At 70.7% G+C, this 18,558-nt stretch carries 21 protein-coding genes; 6 read left to right on the forward strand and 15 right to left on the reverse strand.

Going from position 1 to position 18,558, the window contains the following annotated elements; translation table 11 throughout:
* Positions 1 to 102 precede the first annotated feature (102 nt).
* Positions 103 to 819 carry a class I SAM-dependent methyltransferase gene (locus tag AXA68_RS05885; RefSeq protein WP_066414067.1) on the forward strand — a complete coding sequence of 239 codons (717 nt, stop codon included), beginning with the start codon at positions 103 to 105 and terminating at the stop codon, positions 817 to 819.
* Between the two features lie 35 nt (positions 820 to 854).
* Here AXA68_RS05885 and AXA68_RS05890 read toward each other — a convergent pair whose 3' ends face one another.
* Positions 855 to 1,259, reverse strand: coding sequence for a TRAM domain-containing protein (locus AXA68_RS05890; protein WP_066414069.1), 405 nt, complete (start codon positions 1,257 to 1,259; stop codon positions 855 to 857).
* 180 nt (positions 1,260 to 1,439) lie between these two features.
* On the opposite strand from AXA68_RS05890, the gene AXA68_RS05895 reads away from it, so the two are divergent.
* Positions 1,440 to 2,345 (forward strand): dihydrodipicolinate synthase family protein, encoded by a 906-nt coding sequence (locus AXA68_RS05895; RefSeq protein ID WP_066414071.1) that lies wholly within the window; start codon positions 1,440 to 1,442, stop codon positions 2,343 to 2,345.
* A 16-nt stretch (positions 2,346 to 2,361) separates the two neighbouring features.
* Here the strand turns inward: AXA68_RS05895 and AXA68_RS05900 are convergent, their stop codons facing one another.
* Together AXA68_RS05900 and AXA68_RS05905 are read right to left on the reverse strand one after the other, a co-directional pair.
* On the reverse strand, positions 2,362 to 3,132 hold the full coding sequence (locus AXA68_RS05900; RefSeq protein ID WP_066414073.1) for a YkgJ family cysteine cluster protein: 771 nt from the start codon (positions 3,130 to 3,132) through the stop codon (positions 2,362 to 2,364).
* A gap of 50 nt (positions 3,133 to 3,182) precedes the next feature.
* Positions 3,183 to 4,727, reverse strand: coding sequence for a glycosyltransferase family 2 protein (locus AXA68_RS05905; RefSeq protein WP_066414075.1), 1,545 nt, complete (start codon positions 4,725 to 4,727; stop codon positions 3,183 to 3,185).
* Positions 4,728 to 4,868: 141 nt separating this feature from the next.
* On the opposite strand from AXA68_RS05905, the gene AXA68_RS05910 reads away from it, so the two are divergent.
* A complete protein-coding gene (locus AXA68_RS05910; RefSeq protein ID WP_066414077.1) occupies positions 4,869 to 5,309 on the forward strand; it encodes a DUF5788 family protein in 441 nt (146 codons plus the stop codon).
* Here AXA68_RS05910 and AXA68_RS17565 read toward each other — a convergent pair.
* The 3 genes from AXA68_RS17565 to AXA68_RS05925 form a co-directional block, all read right to left on the reverse strand.
* Positions 5,306 to 5,680 carry a Rieske (2Fe-2S) protein gene (locus AXA68_RS17565; protein WP_394326469.1) on the reverse strand — a complete coding sequence of 125 codons (375 nt, stop codon included), beginning with the start codon at positions 5,678 to 5,680 and terminating at the stop codon, positions 5,306 to 5,308. The genes AXA68_RS05910 and AXA68_RS17565 overlap by 4 nt on opposite strands.
* A 310-nt stretch (positions 5,681 to 5,990) precedes the next feature.
* The gene (locus AXA68_RS05920) at positions 5,991 to 6,953 is read right to left on the reverse strand and encodes an aminotransferase class IV (RefSeq protein WP_066414082.1); all 963 of its coding nucleotides are present in this window, start codon (positions 6,951 to 6,953) and stop codon (positions 5,991 to 5,993) included.
* A gap of 36 nt (positions 6,954 to 6,989) precedes the next feature.
* Complete coding sequence (locus AXA68_RS05925; RefSeq protein ID WP_066414085.1) at positions 6,990 to 7,622, reverse strand: helix-hairpin-helix domain-containing protein; 633 nt, start codon at positions 7,620 to 7,622, stop codon at positions 6,990 to 6,992.
* 110 nt (positions 7,623 to 7,732) lie between these two features.
* Here AXA68_RS05925 and AXA68_RS05930 point away from each other — a divergent pair, with 110 nt between their 5' ends.
* The gene (locus AXA68_RS05930; RefSeq protein WP_066414089.1) at positions 7,733 to 8,191 is read left to right on the forward strand and encodes a transporter; all 459 of its coding nucleotides are present in this window, start codon (positions 7,733 to 7,735) and stop codon (positions 8,189 to 8,191) included.
* Between the two features lie 13 nt (positions 8,192 to 8,204).
* Here AXA68_RS05930 and AXA68_RS05935 read toward each other — a convergent pair whose 3' ends face one another.
* The 5 genes from AXA68_RS05935 to AXA68_RS05955 form a co-directional block, all read right to left on the reverse strand.
* Positions 8,205 to 9,050 carry a shikimate dehydrogenase gene (locus tag AXA68_RS05935; protein WP_066414092.1) on the reverse strand — a complete coding sequence of 282 codons (846 nt, stop codon included), beginning with the start codon at positions 9,048 to 9,050 and terminating at the stop codon, positions 8,205 to 8,207.
* 104 nt (positions 9,051 to 9,154) lie between these two features.
* Positions 9,155 to 10,294 carry a DUF373 family protein gene (locus AXA68_RS05940; protein WP_066414093.1) on the reverse strand — a complete coding sequence of 380 codons (1,140 nt, stop codon included), beginning with the start codon at positions 10,292 to 10,294 and terminating at the stop codon, positions 9,155 to 9,157.
* Positions 10,295 to 10,429: 135 nt separating this feature from the next.
* A complete protein-coding gene (gene sppA / locus AXA68_RS05945; RefSeq protein WP_066414096.1) occupies positions 10,430 to 11,365 on the reverse strand; it encodes a signal peptide peptidase SppA in 936 nt (311 codons plus the stop codon).
* 465 nt (positions 11,366 to 11,830) lie between these two features.
* A complete protein-coding gene (locus AXA68_RS05950; protein WP_066414099.1) occupies positions 11,831 to 12,754 on the reverse strand; it encodes a coiled-coil protein in 924 nt (307 codons plus the stop codon).
* A gap of 316 nt (positions 12,755 to 13,070) precedes the next feature.
* A complete protein-coding gene (locus AXA68_RS05955) occupies positions 13,071 to 13,742 on the reverse strand; it encodes a 2,5-diamino-6-(ribosylamino)-4(3H)-pyrimidinone 5'-phosphate reductase (RefSeq protein WP_066414102.1) in 672 nt (223 codons plus the stop codon).
* Positions 13,743 to 13,868: 126 nt separating this feature from the next.
* Between AXA68_RS05955 and AXA68_RS17445 the strand changes: the two genes are divergently transcribed.
* Both AXA68_RS17445 and AXA68_RS05960 read left to right on the forward strand, forming a co-directional pair.
* Positions 13,869 to 13,994 carry a hypothetical protein gene (locus AXA68_RS17445; protein WP_269799188.1) on the forward strand — a complete coding sequence of 42 codons (126 nt, stop codon included), beginning with the start codon at positions 13,869 to 13,871 and terminating at the stop codon, positions 13,992 to 13,994.
* Positions 13,995 to 14,033: 39 nt separating this feature from the next.
* Complete coding sequence (locus AXA68_RS05960; protein WP_066414104.1) at positions 14,034 to 14,453, forward strand: VOC family protein; 420 nt, start codon at positions 14,034 to 14,036, stop codon at positions 14,451 to 14,453.
* Between the two features lie 37 nt (positions 14,454 to 14,490).
* On the opposite strand, the gene AXA68_RS05965 is transcribed toward AXA68_RS05960, so the two are convergent.
* From AXA68_RS05965 to dcd, 4 genes are all read right to left on the reverse strand, one after another.
* Entirely contained in the window at positions 14,491 to 14,700 is a 210-nt protein-coding gene (locus AXA68_RS05965) for a hypothetical protein (protein ID WP_066414106.1), read from the reverse strand.
* Between the two features lie 76 nt (positions 14,701 to 14,776).
* On the reverse strand, positions 14,777 to 16,912 hold the full coding sequence (gene metG / locus AXA68_RS05970; protein WP_066414108.1) for a methionine--tRNA ligase: 2,136 nt from the start codon (positions 16,910 to 16,912) through the stop codon (positions 14,777 to 14,779).
* Between the two features lie 88 nt (positions 16,913 to 17,000).
* Positions 17,001 to 17,939 (reverse strand): thiamine-phosphate synthase family protein, encoded by a 939-nt coding sequence (locus tag AXA68_RS05975; protein ID WP_066414110.1) that lies wholly within the window; start codon positions 17,937 to 17,939, stop codon positions 17,001 to 17,003.
* Positions 17,936 to 18,526, reverse strand: coding sequence for a dCTP deaminase (gene dcd, locus AXA68_RS05980; protein ID WP_066414114.1), 591 nt, complete (start codon positions 18,524 to 18,526; stop codon positions 17,936 to 17,938). Before dcd ends, AXA68_RS05975 begins: the two co-directional genes overlap by 4 nt.
* Positions 18,527 to 18,558: the final 32 nt, after the last annotated feature.

Below are 18,558 nucleotides of genomic sequence, written 5' to 3' on the forward strand. Positions count from 1 at the left end.
CGCTCGGATCGCCGGCGACCCGGACGACTCCCGCCGTCCGGGGGAGCTCCGTCGACGCGCATCCAGTACGGTTTTGGTCGTTCGGCGTCCACCGGAGACAACGTGAAGGGTCAGGACTGGTATCAGGCCGACGAGGTCGCCGAGGAGTACGAGGACCTCCGCTTTTCGGGCGGCGGGGCCCTCATCGACCGGCGCGAGAAGGAGGCGGTGCTCTCCGCGCTCGGACCGATCGACGACGGCCACCGGGTGTTGGAGGTCGCCTGCGGCACCGGTCGGTTCACGACCATGCTCGCGGACCAGGGGGCGGACATCGTCGGACTCGACATCTCCAGGGAGATGCTCGAGCAGGGCCGGGAGAGCGCCGCCGAGGCGGGCGTCTCGGATGCGGTCGAGTTCCTGCGCGGTGACGCCTCGAGGCTGCCGTTTCCGGACGATCACTTCGACTCGGTGGTCGCGATGCGATTCTTCCACCTGATGGACGAGCCGCTCGAGTTCATGCGGGAGCTCCGCCGGGTGAGCAGCGACCAGGTGTTCTTCGACACGTTCAACGCCCGCAGCCTCCGCGTGCTGTACACGTGGCTGCTCCCGATGGGCTCGCGGCTCTACTCGGAACGCCAGGTCGCGGAGCTCCTCGGGGCGGCCGACATGACCCTCGCGGGCGAGGAGCACGACTTCGTGCTGCCCTACGGGTTCTACCGCGGCCTCCCGAGCGCCGTCGCGAAACCGTTCCGGACGGTCGACGAACTGATCGGGAACACGATCCCCGGCGACTACGTCGCCACGGTCTCCTACTGGGACGCCAGGATCGGAGCCGAGTGAGGTCGCGGAGCCGACGCGCCCCGACGCGCACCCGCCTACACGTCCTCGTCGATCACTTCGCCGACCGCGAAGTTCGATTTCACTTCCGTCACCTCGATCTTCACGCGCTCGCCGACCTCCGTGTCCGGGACGATGATCACGTACCCGCGCTCGACGCGAGCGATCCCGTCGCCCTGCTTGCCGAGGTCCTCGATCTCGACGTACCGCATCTCGCCGGGCTCGACCGGGGGCTGCGGACCGTCGCCGGCGGACGCGGACGCGCCGTCGCGCTCGTCGCTCTCGCCGCCGCCGCCCCGCTCGATGAGCGCGACCCGGTAGGTGCCGCCCGGCTCGATCGATCCGGTCTCGACCTCTCGGCGCGGTACCTCCACGACGTACTCGCCGTCCTCCTCGCGGACGTCGGCGCTGAACAGACAAAGGAGCTTCTCGGAGATTTCCATGATATACTCCGACCGGTACGTCGAGACCGGTTACCATAGTTGTACCGCTGCCGACCCGTGTCGCGGTCCGAGCGTCGCCGGACCGCCCCGCCCTCGCCCGTGTCCCACGTCCGGCCCCTCGCTCCCGGCAACTGCCGCGGGGGACGAACGCCTTTGTGACGCCCCGCCGAACCGGACCTCATGACCGGACCCGAGTTCCGCTACGGAGCCGTCTCGCCCCCGATCGTGACGCCGTTCGACACTGACGGCGGCGTCGATGTCGACGCGCTCGCGAGCCACGTCGACGCGCTCGTCGACGCCGGCCTCGACGGGATGGTCCCCTGCGGGACGACCGGCGAGTTCGCCAGCCTCGACGACGCGGAGTACCGAACCGTGATCGAGGCGGTCGTCGAGGCGGTCGACGGGCGCGTCCCCGTGGTCGCCGGCGCGGCGGACACCGCCGTCGCCGGCGTGTGCGACCGGCTCGCGGTCGCCCGAGAGGTCGGTGCCGACGCGGGACTGATCACGCTCCCCTATTTCCACACCTCGACCGATCTCGAGGGCCAACTGGCGTTCATCGAGGCCGTCGCCGACGACGCCCCCCTGCCGTTCTACCTGTACGACATTCCCGCGACCGTGGGCGAGGCGATCGATCCCGACGTCGTCGCCGACGTGGCCGACCACGAGTCGGTCCTCGGGCTGAAGGACACGAGCGGCGACCTCACCGCCCTCGACGCGAAGATCCGCGCGACCCCGGAGTCGTTCACCGTGTTTCAGGGCGTCGACGCGCAGCTGTACCCGAGCACGAGCGTCGGCGTCGACGGCGGGATCAACGCGCTCTCGCAGGTGATCCCCGAGGCGTTCGTCGCGCTCGGCGAGGCGATCCGCGCCGGCGACGACGACCGCGCGCTGGCCCTCCATCGCCGCGCGGTCGCCCCGCTCTTCGCCCGGTGTGCCGAACACGGCTTCGCGCCCGCGACGAAGGTCGCGGCCGCCCACCGCGGGTTCATCCCCGACCCGGCGGTCCGCCCGCCGCTGACGCTCCCCGACGAGGCGGGGCGCGAGGCGATCGCGGCCGACGTCGACGCGGCGCTGGACGCGGTGTGAGGGGATCTCTCGGTTTTCACCCGCCGCCGATCGGCGTCCCGTCCGCGTTCTTCGCGCCCTCCGAGTCGAAGACGACGACGTCGCCGTCGGCCCGCTCGGCGGCGGTCGGGTCGTAGCCGTCCCGCACCGCGATCGCCTCCTCCAGCTCCCGGATCGCCCGCTCTTTCAGCGCCGCCGCCAGCGACTCGGCGTCCTCGCGGGCGATGTCCCGACCCAGTCCCTCGCACTCGTGGGCGCGGACCATCCCCTCGCCGTCGACCGCCTCGCCCATCGGCTGGCTCGTCCCGCCGAGCGCGACGCTGAAGGGGTAGGTCCGACAGATCAGCGGCCGCGAGTCGTGGACGGTACAGGCTCCCCGCCCGTCCGACTCCTCGTAGAAGGTGCAGTCGCCGCAGTCGTCGGTCGCGAGCGCCCACTCGAAGGTCTCGCCGGCGGGGTCGCCGTCCTCGCCCTCCACGAGCCCGTACGGCATGGGGCGGGCCACGTCGCGCCAGTCGTACGCCTCGCCGAAGGCGTCCTCGGCGGCGTCGGCGACCTCGCGGACCTCGTCGGGGAAGACGGTCGCGGTGTGGGGTTCGCGGTCGGTGCCGGCGCGGTCGCCGTCGGCCTTGCTGTCGACCTCGCTCTCGTCCTCGTCGGCCGGCGCGCCCCCCGGCTCGTCTGGGGCGTATCCCGTACAGCAGCCGCCACAGCGCGTACACTCGAAGCCGATCGACTCGATCGCGTCGGCCAACTCGGCCACGTCGAGGTCGCGGGCGCGGTCGAGTTCGGCTTCGAGCGGTTCCATGTCGGTCGATCGGGTCGCGATCGGGTTAACGGCGTCCCTTCGGGCGGCGGTCACTTCTTCATCGCGGACGGCGCGTTCGGCTCCCGCTCGGGGGCGAGCGGCGCGTCCGTCTCCTCGACGGCCGCCGACGGCCCGATGGCCCGCTGTCTGGCCCGCGTCGGCTTCAGCCACTCGTCGTCCCGACCGGGACGGAGCGCGCCGAGGCTCCGGAGCAACACGGCGTCCTGAAACTGCTTGTACCCGAAAAGCGAGAACGGCGCGAGCACGACGAGCCGGAGGTCCTCGCCCTCGATCAGGACCGCGAGCGCCGACAGCAGCACCTGGAGGAGGACGAAGAAGCCGGCCAGCTGGAGCAGCAGTCCCGTCCCGCCGGCGAAAAGCGAGAACACGATGAGCGCCAGGACGAGGACGCCGAGGAGCGGCAGCGCGGACATCGAGAGGAACACGTAGGGGAACGCCACCCGGTGGAGGATCCCGTACCGGCCGTCGGCGAACACCTCGCGGTGTTTGACCACCGTCTGGAGGTTTCCCTGGAACCAGCGCCGGCGCTGCGCGTAGAGGTCACGCCACGTGTCGGGGGCCTCGGTGTACACGATCGCCTCGCTGGCGTGGATCGCGTACCCGCGCTTGAGGATCGCTATCGTGAGATCGAAGTCCTCGGTCACGGTGTCGGCGCTGTACCCCCGGACCTCCTCGAGGACGTCCCGGCGGAACGCGCCGAGGGAGCCGGGAACGACCGTCACGGCCCCGAACAGGTCGAACGCCCGCCGGAAGGTGTTGATCCCGACGACGTACTCCAACGCCTGGAGGTTCGTCACCAGCGACCCCCGGTTGACCACCTTGACGTTCCCGGCGATCGCCCCGACGTTCTCGTGGCGACCGAAGTCCCGGACCAGCTCCGCGAGCGCGTCCGGGTGAAGCGTCGAGTCGGCGTCGACGGAGACGACGAGGTCCGTCTTGACGTGCTCGAGGCCGCGGTTCAACGCCGCGTGCTTCCCGCCGTTCTCGGTGCGTATCACCCGCGTCCCGTCGGCCGCCGCGGCCGACGCCTCCGCGTACGTGCCGTCCGTGCTCCCGTCGTCGATGACGACGATAGAGAGCGGGCCGGGGTAGCGCGACGTCTGGACCGACCGGAGGCAGTCGCCCACGTAGTACTCCTCGTTGTAGGCGGGGACGAGCACCGTCAGCGGGGGCCACTCCGCGGGTTCCGGGGCCGCGTTCGCGTTCCGGATCTTCTGGAACAGCGCCAGCGGCACCACCAGCCAGTAGTAGAGGAAGACGAACAGCAGCCCGAGCGCGAACACCACCGCGACCGGCGTCAGAAGCGCCCGGTAGTGGTAGCCGACGACCGCGACGACGACGAGCGGGAAGCCGACGCCTAAGACTACGGGGAGACCGTCGAACCGGGCCGGAATCCACGCCGGGCGCGCGAGCAGGTAGACCGCGCCGCTGAAGTACACGGTCGCCATCGCCGCGACGGCGACGACGAGCACGAGCAGCTCCGGGGGGAGAAACAGCGCCAGCCCGAGGACGGCGACCGCGATCAGCGACAACACCGCGATCACCTCCCACGTGATGACGCCTCGAGAATACATTCGACCCGTCAGGAGGCGGCGTGAGGAGATAACCATGTCTCTTCCGTCTGTCGAATTCCTCTCGGGGGCTTCCGCCCGGATCGAACCGCTCCGCCCGCCCGGCCGAAGGAGCGAAGTGCGACCGCCCCCTACGCCCCGGTCGTGAGAGAGTACGAGCGGAAGGGACTCCTCGAGCGCGTCGAGCGCGAGGCGGCCACGGTCGGCGCGCGGATCCCGGAGGAGATCGAGGTCCAGGGGGAGCCGATCGACCTCCAGTCGTTCGTCTTCGAGATCAAGCGACGGGAGACGGTCCCGCCGGGCGAGCGCGACCGCGTCGAGCGGGCGAAACGGAACCTCCGCCGCGAGCGACTGGAGCGGCTCGAGCGCATCGAGGAGAACGAGGTGAGCTACGAGCGCGGCGAGGAGCTGGCGGCGTCGATCATCGGGATCGACCGGGCGCTGGAGGCGCTCGAGGGGCTGAACGCGCCCGACCCCGAGACCGAGGCGAAACGGCAGGAGGCCGCGGACCGGAAGCGGTGGATGAACTTCTTGAAGAAGGCGCTCGGCCGCGAGGACGCCGGCGGCGGCCGCACGCGCTTTTAGTTTCCGGTGAAGTCGATCCGCGAGTCGCCGGCGTCGTCGTCTCGGTGGCTCGGACCGCGCCGGACGAACTCGTAGGCGTCGTCCGCGAGGTACACCGCGCCGTCGTCGACCGTCACGTCGACGCCCTCGAGCACCGCGCCCTCGCAGGGACCGAAGTTACAGTAGCCCGTCCCGCCCTCGAAGGTCGCGCCGTGTTTCTGACAGAACACCTCCCCGTTCCGGACGAACGCGCCGTCGTCCTTGTCGAGGCGCACGTCCGTCCAGTGTTGACAGTAGTTGCGGAACGCCGAGACGCCGTCGTCGAGGCGGATCAGGATCGCCTCGGCCTCGAGGGCGCCGCCGCCGTTTGCCGCCGCGTCGTCACCGTCCACGCCAGAGTTCGCCTCCACGCCGCCGTTCGTCTTCACGTTCCGGTTCGCCTCCACGCCGCCGTTCGTCTTCACGTTCCGGTTCGCGTCCACGTCGCCGTTCCTCCCCACGTCGCCCTCGCTCTCGGAGACCGAGTCGGGATCGACCGGGCGGAGCGTCACGAGAAGCGTGCTGTCCTCCGGCACCTCGTCGAGGGCGGCGATCCGCCGGTCCGCGTCCATACGAACCGGTGGCTTGCGGCCGGTTTGAACGTTGCGCGTCGGGACGACCGGATCGACCACGAGCGCCACGCGACGCCACGACCGCCACCCGCTACGACCGCTCGCCGCCGTAACACGCCGCCTCCACGCGCCGGTCGAACAGCCGCGAGAGCAGCGTCGTGAGCGGGCCGGCGACCCCGTCCCCGTCGCCGTCGACGGCGATCCCGTCGACCGTCCGAACCGGCCGGATCCCCCACGTCGCGTTCGCGAGGAGGACCTCCTCGGCCTCGCGCACCTCGCTCGGGGCGTAGGATCCCTCCTCGACCGGCACTCCCTCCTCCTCGGCGACGTCTATCACCTCCGCGCGAGCGACGCGCGGGACGACGGGACCGTCGAGCGAGGGCGTCTTGAGTCCCGTGCCGTCCGTGAAAAAGAGGGTCGAGTCCGCCCCACCGACGACGCGGCCGTCGGGGTCCGAAAGCATCGCCTCGTCCGCGCCGGTCACCCGGAGTTCGAGCCGCGCGAGGACCTCGTTCACTCGCGCGTGCGTCGCCGCGTCCGCGGGAACCGCCCGGTCCGGCGTCTTCCGGGTCTTGACGGTCTGGAGCGTCGCGGGTCCGTCGAAGACCGGATCCGACCCGACGCCGCCCCTCGGCAGCGGGCGAACCGTCACGACGACCGTCGGATCGCCCCCGACGCGGGGGTCGAACCGGTCGCCGGACCCACCGGATCGACCGGATCCGCCCGCCCGGCGGCCGCGGGTTACCGACACCTCGACGACCGCCTCGGACAGGTCGTTCGCCGCCAGCGTCTCGTCGACCCGCCCTCTCAAGTCCGCGTCCGAGAGGCCGTGGTCTATCGAGAGCGCCTCACAGCTCCGGGCCAGCCGATCGGCGTGTCGCTCCCACCGGAAGACGCGACCGCCGTACGCTCGCATCGTCTCGCGGGCCGCGTCGCCGTAGACGAACCCGCGGTCCTCGACGTGGACCGTCGCCGACTCCGCCGGGACGATCTCGCCGTCGACGTGGTACCGGCGATCCGCGTCGTCGCCCCTGCGGTCCGCGTCGTCGCTCATTCGCGTTGCCGGACCGGACGGTCGCCGGCGGACACCTCAGAACTCCTTGGCGCGATCGACCCACTTGACCGCGCGCTTCTCGCCGATGCTCGCGCCCTCGGCCACGTCGGCGGGATCGGCGGCCGCGAGGTCCTGGACCGTCTCGATCCCCATCGTCCCGAGCCGCTCGGCGTACGCCGGCCCGATACCCTTGATCCGGTCGACGGGGTCGCCGTCGACGCCGCCCTCGTCGCCCTCGTCGTCCGCGTCGCCCTCGTCGGACGCGTCGTCCGCACCGTCCGCGCCGTCGACCTCGGACTCCGCGCTCGCGTCGGCGTCGTCCTCCCCGTCCTCGATCGCCTCCTCGTCCGCGGATTCCGGCGCGTCGACCTCGTCTTCGTCGGCCTCGTCTCCGGCTGGTCCGTCTTCGTCGGTCTCGTCCCCGGCCGCTTCGTCCTCGATCGACTCGTCCCCGCCGGGCTCGCCGTCCTCGTCGGTTTCTCCCTCGTCCACGACGGCGTCCGCGGTCCCCGCGGCGTCGTCGTCGCTTCCGTCGGGCGCGTCGCTCCCGTCGTCCGGCTCGCTGCCGCCGGCGTCCCGCTCGACGGTCACCGTCGTCTCCCCGCTCTCGTCGTCGGACGCGTCGCTCCCGAACCCGAGCTTCTCCTTGATCTTCTTCAGCAGGGCCATTGGGGTCGGATACACGCGCCCGGTATTTAAAGGCCCGCGACGAGCCCGGGCGCGAGCGGTCGGGGTACCGGTCTCGCCGCGGTTAAGTCGTCGCGGGCACACGATCGGTCATGTCGATCCTCGATGCGGTCATGTGGTCCGTACACGTCGGGTTCGCGGTGCTCTGGACGGGAAGCGTGCTCTTCGTCGCGCTCGCGGTGGTCCCGCCGGCGACCCGCGGGGACCTCGGCGGCGACGCGCTCGCCGCGGTGGCGGGTCGGCTCCGGTGGATCAGCCGGATCGCGGCGCTCGCGTTCCTCGCCACCGGCGGACACATGGCGGGAACGCTGTACACCGTCGAGTCGCTGACCGGCACCGGGCGGGGCCACCTCGTGCTCACGATGCTCGCCCTCTGGTTCCTGATCACGGGACTCGTCGAGGTCGCGAGCGGGAAGCTCCTCGACGGACTCGAGACCGGGAAACTGCGGGAACCCGCCCGCGACGCGAAGCCGTTCTTCTACGCCGCGGCCGGGCTCTCGGTCGGGCTGATCCTCACCGCCGGGGTGCTGGCGAGCCCCGCCGGGCTATAAGCCGAGTGCGCGGTCACTCGAGTTCGGCGCGCAACGCCGCGTTCATCTCCTCGACCGGCGCGTCCTCGCCGGTCCAGCGCTCGAACGCCTCGACGCCCTGGAAGAGCAGCATCCACGCGCCCTCGATCGTCGTCGCCCCCGCCGCCGCGGCCTCGCGGAGCAGCCGGGTCTCGGTCGGCGTGTAGACGGCGTCGAGGACGGCCAGGTCGGCGTGAAGCAGGTCGGCGGGAACCGGCGTCGCGTCCTCCTCCATCCCGACGCTCGTCGCGTTCACGAGCACGTCGGCCGCGGGCACCCGTTCGTCGAGGCCGTCGAGGCCGCCGCCGGTCGCGCCGGGCACCTCCGCGGCGAGGTCGGTCGCCCGCTCCGCCGTGCGGTTGGCCACGTGGACGCTCGCGCCGGCGTCCGCAAGCGCGAACGCCGCCGCACGACCCGCGCCGCCCGCGCCCACGACGACCGCGTCGCGCCCGTCGAGGGGGACGCCGTGGCGCTCGAACGACCGGGTCACGCCCGCCGCGTCCGTGTTGTAGCCGCGGGGAGCGTCGCGCCCGCTTCCGTCTCCGGCGTCGACTTCTTCCTCCCCGTCGTCGGGGAAGACGACCGTGTTCACCGCGCCGATCCGTTCGGCGAGCGGATCGGGGTCGACGGCGGCGAGCACGTCGCGTTTGAACGGGATGGTGACGTTGAGGCCGGCCACGCCCAGCGCGGCCGCGCCCTCGACCGCCCGCGCGGCGTCGTCCGGCTCCGGCTCGAAGGTGACGTAGCGCGCGTCGATCGAGAGCGCCTCGTACCCCGCCTCGTGCATCGGCGGCGACAGCGAGTGGCCGACCGGGTTGCCGATCAGTCCGTACACGTCCATACCCGCCCCGGCGACCCGGACGGACAAAAACCCGCCCCACTCGCGGCCGGTCCGCGGACCGGTCAGGGGGCGGACGCGACCGGACCCGCTCGCCGTCGACTCCGTCACTCGCCTTCCGTCCCGCGGTCCGGGTCGGCGTCGGTCTCGATCACGTCCTCCAGCGTCTCCGTCCCCACGTCGCTCGCGAGCTTGACGCCGACGAGCGAGACCACGACGCCGGCGACGATGAACGCCGCCAGCCGCTGGGCGGGCGCGACCGGGAACCCGGCGACCACGGTGGGCGGACGGAGCGCCTCCTGTTCGAGGAAGTAGCCGGCGAACCCGCGCACGACGAGCGCGACGGCGACGATCACGAACGGGAGGTTGAGGTACGGCGTCCGGATCCCCTCGTCGCGGATCAGCTCGTCGAGCAGGCGGCCGACCGCGGCGGTCACGCCCGCGATCGCGAGCCACGGGACGGCCTCGTAGGTGAACTCCATCGCCTGGACGGTCAAGAGCGCGTTCTCGAGCTCCGTGGCCGCCAGCACGCCGAAGAAGCCGCCGACGAGCGAGAGCCCGGCGGCGACGACGTACGTCACGACCGACACCTGTCCGGCGTACAGCGCCTCCCGCACCCGTTCGGGCATCCCCGCGACCAGCCGGTCGATCCCGAGTCCCTTGTATAAAAGCGCCGCGCCGAGCAGCCCGGCGACGCCGGCGACCGCGGCCGCCGCGGAGAACTGGACGAACAGGACGGGGAGCAACAACAGCGCGATCCCGATCGGGACGAGCACGGTCGAGCGGAGCTGCTCGTCGGCGAGGAACTGCTTCAACAGGTAGTACGTCGACTCGATGTCGCGGGCCTGCCGGACCACGACGCGGTCGACGCCGTCGACGGGCATCCGCGACTCGACGATCGGGAGGACGCGCTCGTCCTCCGCGGAGTCGACGACGACGATCGCGGCGCTCGGGTCGTAGCGGTCCACGAGGTCGTCGAGCTGGGCCGCGATCGAGCGGTCGGCACCGACCGGGCTCTCGCTCTCGGCCGAGACGACGGCCACGACCGACTCCTCGCGCTCGTCGCGGAGGTCGCGGGCGACTCGAAGCGCCTCGAGCAGGCAGTTGACGCTGGCGTCCTCGGGGTCCGCGACCCCGGCGTCGGTGACGAGCGAGCGCACGGCCTCCCAGCCCGCCACCGGCATCGGGACGTTGGTGGCCCGTCCGATCGTCCCGGAGCGGTCCACGCAGATCACCAGCGTCGTCACGGATGGTCACACACCCCGACGGAGTAAAAAGTCTCGCCGTCGGGGAGTGTCGCGGCCGGCTCCGAGCCGGGACGAGCGGAGCCGCCGGCGCTGCTGGGACTGCCGGGACTGCCGGGACTGCCGGGACTGCCGGGACTACCGGAACTCGACCTCGACGTCGCGGCCGTCGCCGGCGAAGACGCTCGCGACGCCGTTGCCGGCGGCGAACGCGACGCGCTCCGCGCCGATCCCGAGCCGCTCCGCGAGCCCCCGCTCGGGCGTGAACTCTTTGACCTCCACGTCCTCGCCGATCGACTCCGCGATCCGGTCTTCGACCGCCGACTCGACGCCGAGCTCGTCGACGAGGCCGATCTCGAGCGCGTCGGGGCCGAGGTAGACGCGCGCCTCCGTCTCGCGGATCGTCTCCGGGTCCATCTCCCGGCCCTCGCTCACGGTCTCGACGAACTGCTCGTAGTAGCCGTCGATGAGCGACTGGAGGTACTCGCGCTCGTCCTCCTCGATCTCCCGCAGCGGGACGCCGGCGTCCTTGTACTCGCCGGCGGTGAACTGCTCGTAGGAGATGCCGAGCTTCTCGGCCAGCCCGGCCGCGTTCGGCCGCGAGCCGATGACGCCGATCGAGCCCACGAGGCTCCCCTCGCGGGCCCACAGCTCGTCACAGCCGCTCGCGATCCAGTAGCCGCCCGACGCACAGAGGTCGGTCGCGTACGCCACCGTCGGCCCGTCGAAGTCGGCGACCGCCCGCCGGATGTCGTCGCTGGGGACGACCTCCCCGCCCGGCGTGTTGAGGTGGACGAGCAGCGCCTCGACGTCCTCGTCGTCGTCGGCCGCCTCCACCTGCTCGACGACCTCGTCGGCGGTCGTGCCCCCGGGACCCGAGAGCGGCGAGGGGCGGCCCTTATCCCGCTTTATCGCCCCCGAAATCGACACCTTCGCGACGTTGTACTCCTCCGTGTCGCCGAATCGGCCGCGGGTGAGCCGGCCGACGAGTCGCTTGCCAGCCACCGCGCCCGCCGCGCCCACCGCCGCGGCCGCGAGGAGGTCCGTTCCGGTCGAACGCGCGTCGTCGTCCATACCGCCGGTTGGTGGCGGGCGCGTTTCACGTTGTTGGCTGCGTGGCGATCCGACGGTACCATCCCGGATTCGCTCTCCTCGGGTTCCTGCCGCGGTGGCGCGCCTCCGAGTGACCCAACGGGGCACGAGGAGCCCGCGAGGGATGCGGCGACTGAAAGGAGCCGCGAGGCTGGGGAGGCGTGAGGTGCGGGGTTGGGCGGTGGGCGGGACTCAAAGGGGCAGCCACGAGGAGTCCGTAGGGGACGCAAGCACCGCAACGAGGGAGCGGTAGCGACCGAGTGAGGAGCACAGCGAGCGTACGGACTCCTCGTGGCTGGGGCTTTGGAGATGTTCTTCGCAGTCGCGTTCACCGCGCCAGCGACGACGTATAACGCCGACTCCGACGGGACGCGCCGCTCACGGGCATCGCTCCACCTCCAACCTCGCGAAAAAGACCGCAAACCGCAGTAGAGAGCCGAGCCGGACTTACAGAAGCCCCGTCTTCTGGAGCTTCATCAGGTCCTCGGTGTCGAGGGTCTCGCCCTCCTTGAACTTCTGGTAGATCTCCTCGGCCTCCTCCTTCTCCTCCTCGCGCTTCTCGGCGCGCTCGTCCTTGCGCTCCTCCTCCTCCTTCTTGTCGAGCTCGCGCAGGCGCTTCTGGACGCGGACGAAGTCCTCGTGGTGGCGGTCCGCCGCCTCCTGGGCCTCGACGAAGAGCTCGTGCATCTCGTCGGCCTCGTCACGGATGTCGTCGGCCTCGCGGTAGGCCTCGATCATCTGGTTGTGGTGCTCCTGGGCCTTGTCCGCGAGCTCCGTCACCTTCTGGTGGTGTTTCGACGCCTCGGAGCGGACCTCCTCGGCCTCCTCGACGAGCTCGTCGAGCTCGCTCGTGTCGTCGATCTTCTCTTTCTTCTCGGCGAGCTCCTCGCGTTTGTCGTCGATCTTCTCGATGAGCTCGCGCTCGTCCTCCGCGTCGAGGACCTCCGTCTGCTGACGGAACTCGAGCTCCTCGATCTCCTCTTTGAGCTCCTCGATGGACTTGCCGGAGCCGAGCTCCATGTCGCCTTTGAGCTCCTCGACCTCGTCGAACAGTTCGTTCGCCTTCGCGTTGAGCTCGTTGCGCTTGTCCTTGTGCTCCTGGACCTGCTCGTTGAGCTCGTCGCGCTTCTCGCGGTGCTGTTGGGCCTCGTCGACCTTCTCTCGGGTCTTGGCGTTGAGGTCGTCGCGGTTCGACGCTCGCTCGGAGGCCATCTGGTTCAGCTCGTTGCGTCGGTCGCGCAGCTGCCCGGCGCGTTTGATGAGCTGACCCTTGGAGCCGTTCTCCAGGTCGTCTTCAGAAAGGTCCACGTTGTCCGCGTCGTTCATCGGCTCGATGTCGTACTGTTCGATGACTTCTTCTTTCGTTACCATTTTTTGATCACTCCATCACCGCTCCGGAGATAGCGACCGCTCGCCGTCGTGCGTTGGGCCGTCGGCAAGAACTCCCGTTCATTTCAGCGTGCGATCCACCAGCGCCGGAGGCGTTCTGGTACCTCAACGTACCGCAGGCCGACATATAAATACTTCGGTGGAATCGTGTGAAAGTCGGTAGCACGGGGCGTGTACCGCCCGATCTTGGGAACCTCCCACGTGCGGCGTGGGTGTCGTTGACGGGCGAAACCCGAGCGCGAGTCGAGTTGAACGGGGGCGAGCTGAGCGTGAGTTGAGTCCAGCGCGAGTCGATCCGTTACGAGCGCTCTCCCACGTCGTACGAGAGCACGACGCCGTCGTCGAGCCGCTCGATCCCGGTCAGATCCAGTCGCGGGAACGCCTCCAGGAACCCGTCGCCGTCGACCAGCGTCGGCGCGTCGCGTCCGCCCACGACGAGCGACCCGACGTACACCTGGAGCTCGTCGACGATCCCGGCCGCGAAACACGAGTAGATCACCTCGCCGCCCCCCTCCACCATCAGCCGGTCGACGCCCGCGTCCTCGAGCGCGCTCGCGGCCTCGTCCAGGTCGACGCGTTCCTCGCCGGCGACGACCACCTCCGCGCCAGCGGCCGACAGTTCCTCGCGGCGCTCGGGGGTCGCCGCCGCCGACACGAGCAGGTAGGTGGTCGCCGCGTCGTCGAGGATCCGCGCGTCCGTCGGCGTCCGGCCCGTCGAGTCGACGACGACGCGCGCGGGGTCACCCGGCCGGCCGTTCCGCAGCCGCTCGACGCGGCGCGCCTCCTCGTCGAGCGTGAGGTGCGGGTCGTCGGCGAGGACGGTCCCGACGCCGACCAACACCGCGTCGGCGGCCGCCCGGATCCGGTCCACCCGGTCGAAGTCCTCCTCGCCCGAGATCCGGAGCTGCTCCCGGCGGCGCGTCGAGAGCTTCCCGTCGACGCTCTGGGCCGCGTTGACGACGACGTACATACGCGCCGGTGGGGGCGGGCGTCGAATGGTCGTTTCGGTCCGGCGCGTCCCAGGCGACTCGACCGACGCGTCGCGAGCGACCCGCCCCGTCACCAGATATATTCGGCGCAGTCTCCAACGACGCTCATGAGGGTCTCCACCCTTCTCGTCGTGCTCGGCGTGCTCCTGTTCGTGCTCCCGCTGCCCGGAACGTTCGTCGTCGGCGCGCTCGCCGTCCTCGCGGGGGTGGTCGCCCGCCTGCTCGGCGCGTGACCCGACACGGTTTTCTCGCCGGTCGCCGACGCTCCGCCCGTGTCCGATCCGACCGCACACCACGCCGGAATCACCGTCTCGAACCTCGACCGCGCCGTCGCCTTCTACACCGACGTCTTCGACCTCGAGGTCGTCGCCGAGTTCGCCGTCGGCGGGGAGGCGTTCGCCGACGCCGTCGACGTCGCCGGCGCGTCCGCCTCGTTCGCGCACCTCGCGGCCGACGGGATCCGCGTCGAACTCGTCGAGTACGACCCCGAGGGCGAGCCGATGCCGGCGCGCTCGCTCGACCGACCGGGCGCGACCCACCTCGGGCTCTCCGTCGACGACGTGGACGCCTTCCACGGCGACCTCGCGGACGACGTGGAGACGCTGAGCGGGCCGCGAACGACCGAGAGCGGGACGACGATCCTGTTCGTTCGCGACCCCGACGGGAACCTGATCGAGATTCTCGACGCCTGAGGCGGTCGATCGACTCTCGTTCGCGACCCTCGTCCGATCAGTTCGCGCCCGCCTCGCGCAACACGAGAAGCGACACCGGGAGGCTCGCGGCGACGAGCCCGTAGACGCCGCCGAGGATCGGCTCGACGCCGAGTTCGGGGGCGATCAGGTAGCCGGCGGTAAAGCCGATCGGGTCGCAGACGACCGCGAGGATGACGATCTGCCGCTCGAAGGGCTGTATCTCGAACCAGCGGGGAAGCAGGGACATGACGGGAGGACGTTCTCCGCCCCGCGGTATAAATTCCGAAGAACTCGTCGGAAGCGGCGGGACCGCGTCGTCGCGCTCAGAGCACCTTCGTGCCGGGTTCCGCGTCCTCGTAGGTAGTGAGGAGGTCGGCCTGCTCGCCCGCGGCGAGCACCATCCCGTTCGACTCCACGCCGAACAGGTCCGCCTTCTCCATGTTGGCGAGGACGACCACCTTCGTCCCGGGGAGGTCCTCGACCGCGTGGAGCCCCTTGAGTCCCGCGACGATGGTGCGGGTCTCGACGCCGAGGTCGACGCGGAGCTTCAGGAGGTCGTCGGCTCCCTCGATCTCCGCTGCCTCCTCGATCCGCCCGACGCGGACGTCGAGTTCCTGGAACTGCTCGAAGCTGATGCGGTCGTCGCTGATGGGGTCGATGTCGGTCATGTCGGTGTCCTCGGTGTCGTCTTCGTCGTCTTCGTCGCCTTGATCATCACTCGATCCGTCCGCGTCGTCGCTTGCCTCGTCGCCTTCCGCCTCGGCGACGCGCGACTCCAGTTTCGCGTTCAGCTCCTCGACGCGGTCGTCCTCGACCTTCTCGAAGAGCTCGGTCGGCTCGGAGAGGTCGCCCTCGGGCTCCTCGCTCGCGGCCGCGACGGTGACCTCGTGGACGGAGCCGTCCTCGCCGAGCTGGTCCCACAGCCGCTCGCACTTCTCGGGGGCGATCGGCTCGAAGAGCACCGCGATCGCCTTCGCGATCGCGACGCAGTCGTGGATCACCCGCGCGGCCTCCTCGGGCTCGTCGTCGACGAGCTTCCACGGCTCGTTGTGCTGGATGTACTCGTTGCCGAAGCGCGCGAGGTCGGTCACGGCGTCGCCGAGCGCCCGCACCGAGTAGTCGTTGACGGCGGCCTCGACGTCGGCGACCGCCTCGTCGATCCGGTCGGCCACCTCCTCGCTCGTCGCGTCCGCGATCGGCGCGTCGTCGTAGTTGCGGTGCGCGAAGAGCAGCGACCGGTAGAGGAAGTTGCCGACCGTGCCCACGAGTTCGGTGTTCACGCGGTCGCGGAACTTCTCCCACGAGAAGTCCACGTCCTGTTGGAACCCGCCGTTCGTCGCGAGGTAGTAGCGCAGCGGGTCGGGATGGAACCCCTCCTCGAGGTACTCGTCGGCCCAGACCGCGCGGTCGCGGCTGGTCGAGAACCCCTTGCCGCCGAGCGTGACGAAGCCGCTCGCCATCACCGCCCGCGGCTCCGCGTGCCCGGTCGCCTCCAGCATGGCGGGCCAGAAGATCGTGTGGTGCTGGATGATGTCGCGGCCGATCACGTGGACGATCTCGCCGCCCTCGGGGTGGGCGTCGTCCGCGCCCTCCTTCCAGGCCGCCTCCCAGTCGAAGGCGTCCGCGCCGACGCGCTCCGTGTACTGTTTCGTCGAGGAGACGTACTCGATGGGGGCGTCGACCCAGACGTAGAGGACGAGGTCCTGCGGGTTCTCGCCGGGCATGTCGATCCCCCAGTCCATGTCGCGGGTGATACACCAGTCCTGGAGCCCCTGTTCGATCCACTCGCGGGGCTGGTTCCGGGCGTTCGAGGTCCCCTCGAGACGGTCGAGGAACCCGGAGAGGTACTCCGAGAACGCCGAGACCTCGAAGAACTTGTGGGTGCGCTCGCGGTACTCGGCGGGGTTGCCGGTGATCGTCGAGACGGGATCCTCGACCTCGCCCGGCTCGAGGTGGCGCTGGCAGCCCTCGTCGCACTCGTCGCCGCGGGCGTGCGCCCCGCAGTACGGGCAGGTCCCCTCGACGTAGCGGTCCGGGAGGAACTGGTCGTCGACGGGGTCGTACGCGACCATGATCTCCTTTTCGTACAGGTGGCCGGCCTCGTCGAGGTCGCGGACGAGTTCCTGGGTCGTTTCGGTGTTCGTCTCGTCGTGGGTGTGGCCGTAGTTGTCGAAGTCGACGTTGAACTTCGGGAACGTCTCGGCGTACCGCTCGTGCCAGTCGAGCGCGAAGTCCTCGGGGGAGACGCCCGCCTGCTCGGCGTTGACCGCGACGGGCGTCCCGTGCATGTCCGAGCCCGAGACGAACGCGGTCTCCTGGCCGAGCCGCTCGAGCGCGCGGGCGTAGACGTCGCCGCCGACGTAGGTGCGGAGGTGCCCGATGTGGAGGTCGCCGTTGGCGTACGGCAGTCCACAGGTCACCACCGCCGGATGATCGGTGGGGAAGTCGTCATGGCTCATCGTGTGTCGTGTGTCGTGGATACGCGCCAAAAGCCCGCTGGTTTTCGGGTGCGAGCCCGCCGCTTACGACACGTCCGTGTTCCCGTCCCTACAGCAACTCCCGAACGATCCGCGCCGCCTCCGGCGCGGTCGGCGCGAGGACGTACACGATCGGCTCGACGCCGACCGCGCCGGTCTGATAGCAGACGAGCGTCCCGTCGTCCGCCGAACCCCCGACGTTTTCGGGGGGATCGGCGGCCGCGACCGCCTCCGTGACCGCCTCCACGACCGCCTCGCGCGTCCCCCGCTCCGCGTCGAACTCGACGGTCGGATGCGACTCGGCGAGCGTCGCGACGAGGTCGGGGTCGTACCGGACGTTGACCGCGCCGCGGGCCGACGCGCCCGCCTCGCGGGCGGCGAGAAGCACCGTGGCGACGTGCTCGCTCACGCCGAACTCCGGCTCGCCGGGCACCATCGCGCGCCCCTTCACGTCGACGAGCCGGCCGGGGACGGCCGCCACGTCGTCGACGGCGGTCGCGTCGGGGAGACACTCGACCACGTTCGCGCCGACGTTCGGAATGAGCCCCGCGAAGCCGGAGGCGTTCGTCAGGGTCCGGAGCCCGCGGCGGACCGACGCGAGGACGGCCTCGCGCTCGCGGAGCCCGCTGTCGGGGTCGTGGACCGAGAAGTCGACGTCGGCCGCCGCGAGTCCCGGCATCGCCTCCTCGTGGAGCTCCGCGAGGAGGTCGCCCTCCTCCAGCCGCCGGATCAGTACCTCGATCTCGACGAGCGCCGCCACGGGTGAGAGGTCCCCCGCGGCGAGCCCCTCGCCGACCCGCTCGACGAGGTCGCGCACGCGCTCGTCGGCGACGATCCGATCGTGGCGGGCCACGTCGCCGTGGGCGTACTTCGAGACGGCCGACTGGGAGATGCCGAGCGCGTCGGCGACCTCCCGCTGGGTGAACCCGCGCTCGCGGAGGTCCTCGGCGAGCATCGAGCGCACCGTCGGCAGGAATTCGTCGACGACGACCTCCTCGATGAACTTCATTCGGACTCACCACCGAACTCCGGATCGGACCCGATCCGGGACGCCTGCGGGCCGTCCTGGTCCTGGTACTTCGAGCCGCGCTCGCTGCCGTACGGGCGGTCGGCGGCCGACTTCAGCTCCGTGAAGGTGAGCTGTGAGACGCGCATCCCCGGCGAGAGCGCGACCGGGGCGGTGCCGAGGTTCGAGAGCTCGAGGGTGATCTGCCCCTTGTAGCCGGGGTCACAGAGCCCCGCGGTCGCGTGGACGACGATCGCGAGCCGCCCGAGCGACGACCGCCCCTCGACGTGCGCGACGAGGTCGTCGGGGATCTCGACGCGCTCGGTCGTCGTCCCGAGCACGAAGTCGCCGGGGTGGAGGATGAACTCCTCGCCCTCCGGCACGGTGGTTTCCGTGACGTACTCGCCGACCTCGTCGGCGTCGGTGGGGTGGATACAGGGGATGTTGGTGCGCTGGAACTCCAGGAAGCGCTCGCCGAGCCGGAGGTCGACGCTCGCGGGCTGGACCTGCTGGTCGACGTCCGCGAGCGGCTCGATGGCGAGGTCCCCGGCCGCGAGGCGGTCGAGGATGTCCGAATCCGACAGGATCATGCCGGGAGAGGGAGGGGCGCGACCTAAAGAGT

It is taken from the genome of Halorubrum aethiopicum, assembly GCF_001542905.1.
In the GTDB taxonomy this organism is placed as follows: Archaea; Halobacteriota; Halobacteria; order Halobacteriales; family Haloferacaceae; genus Halorubrum; species Halorubrum aethiopicum.

Coding starts and splice junctions, on each gene's coding strand:
- AXA68_RS05890 (WP_066414069.1), bottom strand. CDS start 1,259: ATGGAAATCTCCGAGAAGCTCCTTTGTCTGTTCAGCGCCGACGTCCGC.
- AXA68_RS05895 (WP_066414071.1), top strand. CDS start 1,440: ATGACCGGACCCGAGTTCCGCTACGGAGCCGTCTCGCCCCCGATCGTG.
- AXA68_RS05900 (WP_066414073.1), bottom strand. CDS start 3,132: ATGGAACCGCTCGAAGCCGAACTCGACCGCGCCCGCGACCTCGACGTG.
- AXA68_RS05905 (WP_066414075.1), bottom strand. CDS start 4,727: ATGTATTCTCGAGGCGTCATCACGTGGGAGGTGATCGCGGTGTTGTCG.
- AXA68_RS05920 (WP_066414082.1), bottom strand. CDS start 6,953: ATGAGCGACGACGCGGACCGCAGGGGCGACGACGCGGATCGCCGGTAC.
- AXA68_RS05925 (WP_066414085.1), bottom strand. CDS start 7,622: ATGGCCCTGCTGAAGAAGATCAAGGAGAAGCTCGGGTTCGGGAGCGAC.
- AXA68_RS05930 (WP_066414089.1), top strand. CDS start 7,733: ATGTCGATCCTCGATGCGGTCATGTGGTCCGTACACGTCGGGTTCGCG.
- AXA68_RS05935 (WP_066414092.1), bottom strand. CDS start 9,050: ATGGACGTGTACGGACTGATCGGCAACCCGGTCGGCCACTCGCTGTCG.
- sppA (WP_066414096.1), bottom strand. CDS start 11,365: ATGGACGACGACGCGCGTTCGACCGGAACGGACCTCCTCGCGGCCGCG.
- AXA68_RS05950 (WP_066414099.1), bottom strand. CDS start 12,754: ATGGTAACGAAAGAAGAAGTCATCGAACAGTACGACATCGAGCCGATG.
- AXA68_RS05955 (WP_066414102.1), bottom strand. CDS start 13,742: ATGTACGTCGTCGTCAACGCGGCCCAGAGCGTCGACGGGAAGCTCTCG.
- AXA68_RS17445 (WP_269799188.1), top strand. CDS start 13,869: ATGAGGGTCTCCACCCTTCTCGTCGTGCTCGGCGTGCTCCTGTTCGTG.
- AXA68_RS05965 (WP_066414106.1), bottom strand. CDS start 14,700: ATGTCCCTGCTTCCCCGCTGGTTCGAGATACAGCCCTTCGAGCGGCAG.
- metG (WP_066414108.1), bottom strand. CDS start 16,912: ATGAGCCATGACGACTTCCCCACCGATCATCCGGCGGTGGTGACCTGT.
- AXA68_RS05975 (WP_066414110.1), bottom strand. CDS start 17,939: ATGAAGTTCATCGAGGAGGTCGTCGTCGACGAATTCCTGCCGACGGTG.
- dcd (WP_066414114.1), bottom strand. CDS start 18,526: ATGATCCTGTCGGATTCGGACATCCTCGACCGCCTCGCGGCCGGGGAC.